Source organism: Microbacterium sp. (genome assembly GCF_044340635.1).
Classification (GTDB): domain Bacteria; phylum Actinomycetota; class Actinomycetes; order Actinomycetales; family Microbacteriaceae; genus Microbacterium.
Genome location: NZ_JBIITF010000002.1, coordinates 1 through 12,101 on the forward strand (window position 1 = coordinate 1; position 12,101 = coordinate 12,101).

The following is a 12,101-nucleotide window of genomic DNA, read 5'->3' on the forward strand; positions in this document are numbered from 1 at the left end:
GACCTGTTCTTGCGGACCGAGCTGACCCACGACGCCGACCACCACATCGTGGCGATCGAGGGCGGCGCCGCGGGCTGAGGCGTCGCGCGGGGCTCACGAACGGTCGCGACATGCCGTTTCATACGGGTGTGGAACGGCATGTCGCGACCGTTCGGTGCGTTTCGACCCGCTGCGTTCGCTCGACGACCGGAGCGACCGGAGCGACCGGAGGGCTGGGCGATGCCGGCGTCAGACGGCGAGGGTGCGGTCCAGGGGCGTGAGTGACAGGATGCCCGAACGTGCCAGCTCGATGGCTGCCGAGACGGCGCCCGTCGATACGACATCGCCCCCGAGATCGGAGGCGACGAGCTCGGGCGGCGGTACGTGGAGAAGGTCGGAGAGTCGCGCCCGAGCGGCAACGAGAACGTCCGCGACGCCTGCCGAGACCGCGCCCGAGATCACGATCATCCGCGGATCGAGCAGACTCGCGAAGACCCCGGTGACGCGCGCGAGCATCTGGCCGACGCGGTCCACGATCGCGAGTGCGAACTCGTCGCCGGCCGACGCCAACTCAAAGACGATGCGTCCCGAGATGTCGTCCGCGGATGCGCCGGCCAGCGGATGCCCCGGCGGCACCTGGCCCGCGGCGATGGCTTCGCGCGCCCACTGCGCGGCCCGGTACCCGAGTCCCCACGCGCCCTCGACGCCCGAGACCTGGTCGAATGCGATCATTTCGCCGACGCCGCCGTGGGCCCCGCGCAAGAGGCGTCCGTCGACGACGACACCCGCGCCGAGGCGTTCGCCGGCGAGAAGCGTGACGTAGTCGCGGCATCCGCGGGCGACGCCCAGACTGCCCTCTGCGACGGCGGCGAGCGAGGCGTCGTTCTCGACGCGGACGAGCGGGGCCCAGGCGCCGAACATGTCGATCAGGTCCGGGTTCATCCGCTGCCAGAAACCGTCGTGGTGCGTGGGGGAGACGCCCTCCGAGTTCACCGGGGCAGGCACGCCGGCGCAGAGAGCGATGACGTCACCGCGCTCGAGGCCGGCGACCGCGAGGGCATCGTCCACCGCGGACTCCAACACGGCACGACGTCGGGCGACGGAGTCGTCGTCGAGCGTGAGGTGTTCGCGTGCCAGGACGTCGCCGCTGAGATTCGCGACGGTGGTCGTCGCGTGGGCGCGTCCCGCGTCGAGCCCGACGACGACACCGGCATCCGCACAGAATTCGAAGCGGCGTGCCGGTCGGCCCTTGCTGTAGCCGCCCACCGCGCGGGCGTTGGGGAGTTCCCGGATCAGACCGCGCTCGACCAACTCGTCCAGCGCATCGATCGTCGTCGATCGGGTCAGGCCGACGGCCGGCATCGCCTCGCCGGCGGTGAAGATCTCGGCGTCCCAGGCGTAGTCGAGCAGAGCGTCCAGGCTGGCGCGGCGCGGGGCGGAAACCCGCTCGGAGGGCTGTGACAAGGGTCTTGACCTTTCGGGTGCTTCCCTGCATTATGGTCCACATCGACTTGATTCGAGAGATAAATCTAATCGGTGTACAAAGACGTACGACCGCCCACGAGGCGGTAGAAGGGACGATGACGTGCCGAGAATACGGTCACATGCGCTACGTCTGACGGTAGCCGCGCTGGGAATCGCTCTGGCGGGCGGGACGCTCGCAGGATGCTCATCGGGCGGGCCCACCGAGATTCGTTTCCACCTGAGCAAGCCCGAGGCGATCCCGTATTTTCGCGAGCTGATCGCGGAGTACAACTCGTCGCAGGACGACGTGCGCGTCGTCTTCGACACCTCCTCGAACCTGCAGGCGGGCTTTCTGCGCGGCAACCCGCCCGATCTCGGCCTGTTGAACTACAACATGGAGATGTCGCGCTTCATGGAGCGCGGTGCCCTCAGCGATCTGAGCGACATGCCCGAGGCCGACCGGATCCTGCCCGAGGTGCAGGACCTCGTCGACCAGTACGCGACCTACCCGGGGCGAACGAGCGTGCTGCCGTACTCGGTGATGGCAGCATCCGTCATCTACAACGTCGACATCTTCGAGCAGCAGGGCCTCGAGGTGCCGCAGACCTGGGACGAGCTCATCGCGGTCTGCGACCAGTTGCAGGCCGCGGGGATCACCCCGTTCTACGGCACCTTCAAGGACCCGTGGACGGTCGCGCAGGGATGGTTCGACTACACGGTCGGGGGCACGGTCGATGTCGCCGAGTTCTACGACGAGATGAACGAGCTCGGCACCGAGGTCGGTCCCGACTCGCCCGTGTCGTTCGAGCGCACCTTGATCGAGCCGGTCGACCGCATGACCCTGCTCACCGAGACCTACACGAACCCGGACGCCGCGAGCCGCGGCTACGGTGACGGCAACCTGGCCTTCGCCCAGGGGCAGGCCGCGATGTACCTGCAGGGTCCGTGGGCGTTCGGCGAGATCGCCAAGACGTCTCCCGATCTCGAGCTCGGCACCTTCCCCCTCCCGATGACGGACGATCCGGAAGATCTCGAAGTCCGCGTGAACATCGACCTGGCGGCGTGGATCCCCGAGGCGTCCCCGCATCAAGAGGAAGCGCGGGAGTTTCTGTCGTACCTGTTCCAGAAAGACGTGATGGATGAGTACAACGCCGCTCAACTCGGATACGGGACCACGACGGATGCGGCGCCGGTGACAGATCCCCGCATCCTCGGGATGAAGGAGTTCTACGACGAGGCTCGCTTCTACCAGGGAGCATCCAAAGCCATCCCGTTGACCATCCCCACCGAGAACTACATGCAGGGCATCGTCACGGGCGGCAACGCCGAACGCACCCTGCGGGTCATGGATGCCGACTGGGCGCGCCTCGCGCTGCGTCAGTAACCCGACTCTTTGCGCGAGACCCAACGAAGGGAACCGACACACATCATGGCCACGACAACGGCGGCGTTGATCACGCCGAAGACCCGCGGGCGCACTGCCGCACCCGCGGATACGAAGGTGCCTCGAAAGCGGCGCAAGGTCGAGGGGGTCTACTACTTCTTCCTCCTGCCGAGCCTCATCCTCTTCAGCCTCGCGATCACCCTGCCGGCGATCGTCGGGATCTTCTTCAGTTTCACCAACTCGATCGGGTTCGGCGACTGGGAGTTCATCGGGCTCATCAATTACATCGCGCTCTTCTCCGACCCCGCGATCCTGCAGAGCTACCTGTTCACCTTCGGATTCGCGACCGTGACGGTGCTGGCGGTGAATGTGCTCGCGTTCCTGCTGGCGGTGGGACTGACCTCGCGCATCCGCTTCAAGACCGCGCTCCGGACGATCTTCGTGATCCCGATGGTGATCTCGGGAATCGTCATCGCGTTCGTCTTCAACTTCCTGTTCTCGAACTCGGTGCCGGCCCTCGGGCAGGCCATGGGAGTCGGATGGCTGAGCGAGAGCATCCTCGCCAACCCCGACCTCGCCTGGGTCGCCGTCGTGATCGTGACCGCGTGGCAGGCGATCCCGGGCACGCTGCTGATCTACATCGCCGGGCTCCTGTCGATCCCCGGGGATGTCTACGAGGCGGCCGAACTCCACGGTGCCGGCAAACGCCAGCAGTTGTGGCGCATCACCCTGCCGCTCGTCGCCGGGTACGTGGTGATCAACGTCATCCTCGGCTTCAAGAACTTCCTGAACGCCTACGACATCATCGTCGGTCTGACCAACGGCGGTCCGGGCACCTCCACCCGAAGCATCGCGATGACGATCGTGACGGGCTTCACCGGTGGCGATTACGCCTACCAGATGGCGAACGCGACGATCTTCTTCGTCATCGTCGTCGCGATCTCGCTCATCCAGCTGCGGCTGACGCGCGGAAGGAACGTGTTCTGATGACTGTTCAACCAGCCCTGGCGGTCGAGGACATCGACGCCGAACGAACACTCGCGGGCGACTCGCCGCGCAAGGCCAACCGTGGTCGATCCGCCATGGAGCGGGTCAGCTGGTCGAACACCATCGTGCTCGCGCTGTGCACCATCACGGTTCTCATTCCGCTCTACGTGACCCTCTCGATGGCGTTCAAGACGCAGTCGCAGGCGGTGGATGGCAACGCGTTCTCGCTGCCGAACCCGTTCAGCGTCGAGGGTTTCGTCACCGCCTGGAACCTCACGAACTTCCCGCTGGCTTTCACGGTGTCGGTGCTCATCACGGCGGGGACCGTGGTCGGCACGATCGTGCTGGCCGCATGGGCGTCCTTCGCGATCTCTCGAAACTGGGACCGCAAGCTCTTCCGGTATTCGTTCTACTACCTTCTGGCGGCGATGTTCCTGCCGTTCCCCGTCGTCGCGCTGCCGCAGATCCAGCTGACCGGACTGCTGGGCCTCGACAACCCCGCCGGGGTCGCGCTGTTGCACATCATGTTCCAGCTGAGCTTCAGCATCCTGCTCTTCACGGCCTTCTTGCGGTCGATCCCGGCGGAGCTGGAGGAGAGCGCTCGGATCGACGGCGCGTCCACCTGGCAGACGTTCTGGCGGCTGATCTTCCCGTTGCTCGCTCCGATGAGTGCCACGGTCGGCATCTTCGCCTTCCTCGCCTCGTGGAACGACTTCATGATGCCGTCGCTGATCATCTCGGACCCCGGGCTGCAGACCCTCCCGGTCGTCCAGAGCATCTTCCAGACGCAGTTCAGCAACAACTACAACGTCTCGTTCGCGTCGTACCTCATGGCGATGGCGCCGGCGATCGTCGTCTATCTCTTCACCTAGCGCTGGGTGATGGAGGGCGTGACCCAGGGCGCCGTCAAGGGCTGACGCCCCGGCGACGCGGGACAGAAACCCGCACCGCACCGAACAACCTCGATGAAAGGACCCGTTCTCTGATGAGCCAGGCAGTCTCAGCGACCCCCGACCTTCGCGCCCAGGCGTCGCCCGATGCCGCGCCGTGGTGGCGTCAGGCCGTGGTCTATCAGGTCTATCCGCGCAGTTTCGCGGACACGGACGGGAACGGCCTCGGCGATATTGCGGGAATCACGTCACGCGCGGACTACCTCGACGAACTCGGGGTGGACGCCGTGTGGCTCAGCCCGTTCTATCCGTCGGCGCTGGCAGACGGTGGGTACGACGTCGCGGACTATCGCGACGTGGATCCGAAGCTCGGCACCCTCGCCGACTTCGACGAGATGGTCGCGACGCTGCACGCGCGAGGCATCCGTGTCGTCGTGGACATCGTGCCGAACCACACCTCCGACCTGCACGCGTGGTTCCAGGAGGCGCTGCTCGCCGAGCCGGGTTCGCCTGCGCGAGACCGTTACATCTTCCGTGAGGGGACGGGACCGGATGGCTCTCTTCCGCCGAGCGACTGGATCTCTGCTTTCGGGGGCCCGGCCTGGGAGCGGGTGCCCGACGGTCAGTGGTACCTGCATAACTTCGCGGTCGAGCAGCCGGACCTCAACTGGTCGAACCCGGAGGTGCGGGCCGACTTCGTTCGGACACTGCGATTCTGGTCCGACCGCGGCGTGGACGGATTCCGCATCGACGTCGCGCACATGCTCACGAAGGACCTCGCCGAGGTCCTGCCGTCTCAGGCCGAACTGGACGCGATGCCCCGGGACGGGCAGCACCCCACGATCGACCGGGACGACGTACACGAGGTCTACGCCGAATGGCGCGCCGTGTTCGATTCGTACGACCCACCGCGAACCGCCGTCGCCGAGGCGTGGGTGGATCGGTCGCGGGTACCTCTCTACGCAAGCTCCGAGAGCCTGGGCCAGGCGTTCAACTTCGACCTGCTCGAGGCGGACTTCGACGCCTCGCAGTTTCGCGAGATCGTGACGGCGAACCTCGAGCTGGCCGACTCATCGGGATCGTCGAGCACCTGGGTGCTGTCGAATCACGACGTCGTGCGGCACGCGACACGATACGGGCTGCCTGACGCCGGGCGGGGCGCCGACGGACGTCCGAGCCGCAAGCACGGGCAGGAATGGCTGCTCTCGGGCGGACGGGAGCCCGAGCTCGACCGCGCACGCGGCGAGCGGCGCGCTCGCGCAGCGACACTGTTCGTGCTGGGGCTCCCCGGGTCGGCCTACCTGTACCAGGGTGAAGAACTCGGTCTGCACGAGGTCGCCGAGATCGAAGTAGGGCAGCGCCAGGACCCGACGTTCTTCCGCAGCCCCGGATTCGACCTCGGACGGGACGGATGCCGCGTGCCATTGCCGTGGGAGGCATCCGGTCCCTCGTTCGGATTCGGGCCGGGCGAAGCCCACCTGCCGCAGCCGGAGTGGATGGGGGATTATGCGGTCGAGCGTCAGGTCGATCACGACGACTCGACGCTCAACTTCTACCGTCGTGCACTCGCCCTGCGCACCAACCTGCAGACGGGCGAGAGCCTCGACTGGTTCGAGACCGGACGCGCCGACGTGCTGCGGTTCGGCCGGCCGAACGGCTGGCAGATCGTGACGAACTTCGGGGACGAGCCCTACGCGCTCGACGCGGCGGGGTTGTCGGTCGTGCTTGCGAGCGACCCGGAAGCTGCGCCCGACGTCGTGCACCCGGCGTCGACGGTGTGGCTCGCACCGTAGCGACGCACAAGGAGCGCGTCGAGCGGACGCGACATGCCGTTTCATGCGCGTGGAACGGCATGTCGCGACCGTTCGGTGCGTTTCGTCTCGCTGCGCTCGCTCATCGACCGGGGAGACGCGGGTGGCTTCTGCAGGCTCAGCGGCCGGAGACCGGGTTCAACCGGCGACGATGCCCTGCCAGATGCCGGCCGCCCAGCCGAGCTGCGCCGGCCCGCACCCGCCCGAGGCCTGTGTCGCACCGCGAGTGGCGGCCATGCAGTTCGCCAGCAGCTCGGGGTTCCTGTTGAACAGGGTCTGGTACGAAGGCGACGCGGTCATCTGCTTCCACACCCGGAACTGGTACTGGTGCGCGAGCTCGTGCGTCATGCCCCAGACCTTCGTCACATAGGGCCAGTTCGCCACCGCGGACGACACCATGATCGTGCCGCTGCTGCTCGCACACGCGGGAGCCGTCACGCCACCGCAGTTTCCGTCGTATTCGACGAGCGCGTAGCCGCCGCCGCCGACGTTGTTCAGGATCGCCCGCATCTCGGCGAACCATCCGGCGCTGCCACCTCCCGTCGAGGGTGACGAACTCGTTCCGCGGGTCACGGGAGCGGAGTATGACCGCGCTGCCGCCTCGGCGGCCTTTCGGCGTTGCTCAGCCTCGTACGCCTTGACCTTCGCATCCACCTCGCTCGTAGCGCGCTGGACGGCGGCGGTCGGTTCGGCGTAGGTGCCCGCCTCGGTGGGAGCTGCCGTCACGGTGGCCTGGGCATCCAGCGCGGCCTGGCGCTGCGAGTCGACGTCCACCTTGTCCGCGGCCGCGTCGAGGGCCGTCCGCAGAGCGGCGATCGCCTCGACGAAGGTGGCCCGCGCGGTCGCCGCTTCGGACAGGGCGGACGCTTCGGTGTTCTCCTCGTCGATCGTGGTGCGGAGTGCGGTCAAGGATGCCTCGGCATCCGTGATCTGCGTTTCGAGAGCGAGCATCCGTGATTCGCGGATGTCGGCCACGCCGTTCAGCTCGGCGACCTTGATCGTGCCGAGCGTGATGGTGAAGGCAGCGACGCCCGACACCATGATCAGGGCCCACGACGACGCCCTCACTCGAGGAACCCCTCCGTGGATCCGAGCGCGGCCCGCGCGTCCTCATTCTGCGCCTGACGGTCGGCCGCACGAGTGGTGAGGTCGTCGACCTGTTCGAGGTGATCCTGGAGGCGCAGCTGCATCAGGGTGATGCGCTCGTCGAGCTCGAGCAGACGTGCTTCCGCCCGCGTCTGAGCTGTCACTCCGATCCCGAACGCCACGAGCGTGCATACGACGGCGACGCTCGTGAGCAGGGCGACGAGTCGACGACGCCGTGCGCCGGCCCGTTCACGCCGGGGTTCGCGGTCGTCCGGGCGAGTGGACGGGGACGTCTGCGCTGGGCGCCTGTCCTTCGTCTGCTGGAACACGATTCCCCTCCTCGTGACCTCTTCTTGCCCCTGATCCACCGGATTTCGCCGGTCGATGCTCCCCGATCCGGATTCTAGGTCGGACAATGGCGGGAATCGGGGAGGCGCGGCGGCTCGCCACGAGACTCGAACTCGCAACGCTTGTCCGGCGCGCTTACCGAGCAACCGCGCGGCGGTTCGAGAAGATTTCGACGTGCGACAGGCTCCGTACAACGCGCGCTCGGCGTCGTTGTGTTGACGGCGGTCGTCACGGCGATGCTGGGCGTGGCCGTCGTCGCTCTGCTGCCCCCGATCTGGGTCGCGGCCACGACGCTCGTCGCGGAAGAAGACATGACGACCACGATTCGTGGGGAGCGTGTCGAGGCATCCGTGCCTGTGCCTGCCGGGTGGGCGATGCGGCCCACGTTCGCCGATGAGTCCCGGGTGACACTCACGAGCCCTGACGGTCGGATGCAGGTCGATCTGGCCGTCCGCGATGCGGGTGACCCCGTCGTGACCCTCGGGGACATCGCCCCGCGACCGCTCGATGCCCTCAGCCGCGAGCGAACGGTCGCGGGCCAAGAACTGCTGCACGCCAACACCGCGGACGGCGAACTCATCGTCGGCGTCGTCGTGTCGGGCGACGCCCTGCTGACTTTCGTGTCGGGTCCGCGTCAGGGGTACGACGCCGAACTCGCCGAACTCCTCGCCGAGATCGACGTGAGTCAGATCGGGGTGACCGGGTGATCCGCCGGAAGGTTCTCGCGACGGTGCTCGTCGCCGCGGGAGTCGTCGGTCTGTCGGCCTGTGCACCCGACACTGATCCGTCGTGGACGCCCGTTCAGTGGCCGGTCGTCGGAAGGATGCTGACGGCGCCGCCGCCACCGGTGGACCCCGCGGGCATCGCGCTCGCGTCGCAGCGGATCCGTAACGATGCGGTGCGTGTCGAGGCGCGTTGGGCGTACCTGCCCGGCGCGCAGCCGCTGAACGAGAAGATCGAGGCGACGGTGCGGGCCGCTATCGGCGAGCAGTCCGCGGCGGTCGGGGTCGTGTACGAGCCGCAGGTGTTCGGCGTCGAGGCTGCGCTCGGTGAGCGCGGGTGTGTCGCCGGCGTCACGGCGCTCCCGGCGGCCGACTTGCTGGGGACCGCGACCGACTCGCACACGGTGGTGGTGTGCGAGATCGTGCACGCCGCGGGATCTACGTTCGGCGAACGCCTCCGAGTCGTGCGCGGCTCCGCCACGGCTGTCGAGATGGACCAGATCACGACGCTCTACACGGATGTCGCGACCGGCGCCGTGGGCGACGGTGCGGCGCTGATCGGTGAGACCGATGTGCTGTGGGAAGACGTGGTTTCGATCGCTCGTCGCGCCGCCGGGGGACTGAGCCTGATCGCGGTCGGTCCGCCGTCGGACGAGCAACGCGCTTCGCTCGGGAATGCGCTGCAGGATGCCTCTTTCGTGGGTGGCGAACTCGTCGTGCCGCTGCCGGTGGGCTTCACAGCGCCCGAACTCGAGCGGCTTGCGGGTTGGCAGACGCCTGACGCGGCGCATCCGGTCTGGGTGTCGCTGCCGCGGGAATCCTACGATCCGGCCCTCACGGAATTCGGACGCCTGATCGCGGATGCGCAGGGTCCGTTCGCCGGCCCCGCGACGACCGGTGCCGCGTTCGATCGAACGCCGTGCGATCTCGTCCCGTGTATGGCCCTCACTCTGGATGACGGTCCGAGTGGGCTGACCGACGGCATCCTCGATGCTCTCCGTGATCGGCACTCCTCGGCGACGTTCTTCATGCTCGGCCGCAACGCCCAGAACAGACCCGATACCGTGCGGCGGGTTTCGGCCGAGGGGCACGAGATCGGCAACCACACCTGGAATCACTCCGATCTGACGACGCTCACGGACGAGCCGATCGCAGCCGAGCTGCAGTCGACCGGCGACCTGCTGCGTTCGCTTTCGGGTCAGGCTGTCTCGACATTCCGCCCGCCGTACGGCGCGCTGAACGATCGCGTGCTGGGCGTGGCGAGTATGCCGGCGATCCTGTGGAGCGTCGACACCCGGGATTGGGCCGGGCAATCCGATGCCGACCTGCTCTCGTACTCGGTGAGCGCTCCACGCGTCGGCACGATCATGCTCATGCACGATATTCAGGGTGCGACGGGCCGGGTCATGCCCCAGGTCCTGGACGGCCTGCTCGACCGCGGGTTCAGCCTGGTGACGCTGTCGAAGCTGTTCGACGGGCAGAGTCCCGGCGGGATCGTCCGGTATGCGCCCTGATCCGGGCGTTCGCGAGCCCGGCGCGGGCGCTACGGTGAACACGTGAGCTCTGCCCCGCGTTGTCCGCACTGTCGCCACTTCGTCTTCCTCGGCACGTTGACGTGCCCCAACTGCGAGGGTGAACTGGGTTTCAACCTGCTCGATCGCTCGTTCTAGCCATCCGTCAGGGTCGCACCGTGATCGAGGGCGCGACCTGGTACACCTGCTCGAACCGGGGCTGGGGCTGCAATTGGCTGGTGCGAGAGGATGCTCCGGCGGGCAAGTGCTTCTCGTGTCGCCTCACCCGTCGCCAACCGGACAGCAACGACACCATCGCCCTCGAGAAGCTCGGCAAGACCGAAGAGGCCAAGCGGCGCCTGATCCTGCAGCTGGGTGAGCTCGGCCTGCCGATCGTGCCGTGGGATGTGAAGAAGGGCGGGCTCGGGTTCGATCTCGTCTCGAGCCTGTCGACGGGCGAGCGGGTCGTGATCGGACACGCCAACGGCATCATCACGATCGACCTGGCCGAGAGCCTCGACGACCGACGCGAAGCCCTCCGCGTGCGGCTCGGCGAGCCGTACCGAACGATGCTCGGCCACCTGCGGCACGAGGTCGGACACTACTTCCAGAACGTCCTGTTGCCGGATGACGCGGCCTGGGACCGATGCCGGGCGCTGTTCGGAGACGAGCGCGCCAGCTATCAGGACGCCATCGCTCGCCACTACTCGCGCGGCGCGCCCGAAGGGTGGAGCGAATCCTTCATCTCGGAGTACGCCACGATGCATCCATGGGAGGACTTCGCCGAGACGTTCGCCCACTACCTCCACATCACCGGCACCTTGCAGACGGCGGCGGCGATCGGAATCCACCTCGACGCGGGCGTGACGAACCGCGACACCGATGTCGAACCGCTGGAAAGCTACCGGGACGAGCCGATACAGCGCCTGCTGACGGACTGGGACTGGATGAGTCAGGCGTTCAACCGCATCAACCGTTCCATGGGGTCGGCGGACCTCTACCCCTTCGAATTGGTCGGACCGGTACGTCACAAGCTCGCGTTCGTGCACGACATCGTCACGAAAGCGCCGCTCACCCTGCCCGAGCAGATCGCGTTGGCGCTGCCGAGGGATATGGAGCGGACCTGAGCTCTTTTCGGCGGCTTGTTGGGCTGCGGCTCGATCAGGGGTACTTCGAGGGCTGGCACCACAACACGATGAGCGCGATGCCGCCGAAGGGCACCACGGACAGAAGGATCCACGCCCAGTGCAACCCGGCGTCGCGCAGGCGCCGCACCGAGAGAGCGAGGGTCGGGATCAGGATGCCCAGTCCCCAGGCGAGAAACCCGAGACCCGCGAGGTAGCCGAGGATCGCCACGACGCTGAGGAACATCAGGCCGACCGTGATGAGCACCGAGAAGAGGGTGAAGTACCAGAATTCGGCGCGCGTGGCGCGACCCTCGAACGTCGCGTAACGCGTGAAGACGACGCGGATCGCGTCCCCCATGCCGCGGATGAGCGGCCGGGTGTCTGCGGGCGAGCGCCACACGCCGACGGGTGGCGGGGTGTATCCGGAGCCCAGCTGGCCGCCGGTGCCGGGAACCAGCGGACGATAGACGGATGCGGGTGATGTCGATCCGGGGGTCGCTCGTGCGGACGCGGCTGATGCGGACGGGGCTGATCCGGTCGGGACGAGCGCGTACTGCGGTGTCGTCTGTGGCCTCGCGTACGGCGGGATGCGTGTCTGCTCCGGGGGAGTCGGAGACTCGGCGTGGAGCAGCGCTCGTGGCTGCGCTCCGGGTGTCGTCGGCACCGGTGACGTCTGGTTGGACCACGAGAGTCCGTCCCACCAGCGTCGCTGACGGGCGTCGGACGGGTCGGGATACCAGCCTGCGGGCGGCGGGGGTGAGACGGGCGGGGGTGAGACGGACATGGTGCTCC

General features: G+C 67.5%; 11 protein-coding genes. 7 read left to right on the forward strand and 4 right to left on the reverse strand.

Annotation, left to right across the window (positions count from 1 at the left end; genetic code table 11):
- Nucleotides 1-228: 228 nt before the first annotated feature.
- Nucleotides 229-1,443: an ROK family protein gene (locus ACIQ0W_RS01745; RefSeq protein ID WP_396641161.1), complete on the reverse strand. Its 1,215-nt coding sequence runs from the start codon at nt 1,441-1,443 to the stop codon at nt 229-231.
- 121 nt (nt 1,444-1,564) lie between these two features.
- Between ACIQ0W_RS01745 and ACIQ0W_RS01750 the strand changes: the two genes are divergently transcribed.
- The 4 genes from ACIQ0W_RS01750 to ACIQ0W_RS01765 all read left to right on the forward strand — a co-directional run bounded on the left by ACIQ0W_RS01750 (nt 1,565) and on the right by ACIQ0W_RS01765 (nt 6,497).
- Nucleotides 1,565-2,827, forward strand: coding sequence for an ABC transporter substrate-binding protein (locus tag ACIQ0W_RS01750; RefSeq protein WP_396641162.1), 1,263 nt, complete (start codon nt 1,565-1,567; stop codon nt 2,825-2,827).
- Nucleotides 2,828-2,872: 45 nt separating this feature from the next.
- A complete protein-coding gene (locus ACIQ0W_RS01755; RefSeq protein ID WP_396641163.1) occupies nt 2,873-3,814 on the forward strand; it encodes a carbohydrate ABC transporter permease in 942 nt (313 codons plus the stop codon).
- Nucleotides 3,814-4,686: a carbohydrate ABC transporter permease gene (locus ACIQ0W_RS01760; protein WP_396641164.1), complete on the forward strand. Its 873-nt coding sequence runs from the start codon at nt 3,814-3,816 to the stop codon at nt 4,684-4,686. The genes ACIQ0W_RS01755 and ACIQ0W_RS01760 overlap by 1 nt, the downstream gene beginning before the upstream one ends.
- 113 nt (nt 4,687-4,799) lie before the next feature.
- Nucleotides 4,800-6,497 (forward strand): glycoside hydrolase family 13 protein, encoded by a 1,698-nt coding sequence (locus ACIQ0W_RS01765; RefSeq protein ID WP_396641165.1) that lies wholly within the window; start codon nt 4,800-4,802, stop codon nt 6,495-6,497.
- A 156-nt stretch (nt 6,498-6,653) separates the two neighbouring features.
- Here the strand turns inward: ACIQ0W_RS01765 and ACIQ0W_RS01770 are convergent, their stop codons facing one another.
- Nucleotides 6,654-7,583 (reverse strand): hypothetical protein, encoded by a 930-nt coding sequence (locus ACIQ0W_RS01770; RefSeq protein ID WP_396641166.1) that lies wholly within the window; start codon nt 7,581-7,583, stop codon nt 6,654-6,656.
- Complete coding sequence (locus ACIQ0W_RS01775) at nt 7,580-7,930, reverse strand: hypothetical protein (RefSeq protein WP_396641167.1); 351 nt, start codon at nt 7,928-7,930, stop codon at nt 7,580-7,582. Before ACIQ0W_RS01775 ends, ACIQ0W_RS01770 begins: the two co-directional genes overlap by 4 nt.
- Nucleotides 7,931-8,161: 231 nt before the next feature.
- Between ACIQ0W_RS01775 and ACIQ0W_RS01780 the strand changes: the two genes are divergently transcribed.
- From ACIQ0W_RS01780 to ACIQ0W_RS01790, 3 genes are all read left to right on the forward strand, one after another.
- A complete protein-coding gene (locus tag ACIQ0W_RS01780; protein WP_396641168.1) occupies nt 8,162-8,656 on the forward strand; it encodes a hypothetical protein in 495 nt (164 codons plus the stop codon).
- Nucleotides 8,653-10,185, forward strand: coding sequence for a polysaccharide deacetylase family protein (locus ACIQ0W_RS01785; protein ID WP_396641169.1), 1,533 nt, complete (start codon nt 8,653-8,655; stop codon nt 10,183-10,185). The genes ACIQ0W_RS01780 and ACIQ0W_RS01785 overlap by 4 nt, the downstream gene beginning before the upstream one ends.
- 176 nt (nt 10,186-10,361) lie before the next feature.
- Nucleotides 10,362-11,309 (forward strand): putative zinc-binding metallopeptidase, encoded by a 948-nt coding sequence (locus ACIQ0W_RS01790; RefSeq protein ID WP_396641170.1) that lies wholly within the window; start codon nt 10,362-10,364, stop codon nt 11,307-11,309.
- 34 nt (nt 11,310-11,343) lie between these two features.
- Here the strand turns inward: ACIQ0W_RS01790 and ACIQ0W_RS01795 are convergent, their stop codons facing one another.
- Nucleotides 11,344-12,093: a DUF805 domain-containing protein gene (locus ACIQ0W_RS01795; protein WP_396641171.1), complete on the reverse strand. Its 750-nt coding sequence runs from the start codon at nt 12,091-12,093 to the stop codon at nt 11,344-11,346.
- Nucleotides 12,094-12,101 lie beyond the last annotated feature (8 nt).

What these genes read in the sequence shown, in the direction of transcription:
- ACIQ0W_RS01755 (WP_396641163.1), top strand. Translation starts at nt 2,873, where the DNA reads ATGGCCACGACAACGGCGGCGTTGATCACGCCGAAGACCCGCGGGCGC.
- ACIQ0W_RS01760 (WP_396641164.1), top strand. Translation starts at nt 3,814, where the DNA reads ATGACTGTTCAACCAGCCCTGGCGGTCGAGGACATCGACGCCGAACGA.
- ACIQ0W_RS01765 (WP_396641165.1), top strand. Translation starts at nt 4,800, where the DNA reads ATGAGCCAGGCAGTCTCAGCGACCCCCGACCTTCGCGCCCAGGCGTCG.
- ACIQ0W_RS01795 (WP_396641171.1), bottom strand. Translation starts at nt 12,093, where the DNA reads ATGTCCGTCTCACCCCCGCCCGTCTCACCCCCGCCGCCCGCAGGCTGG.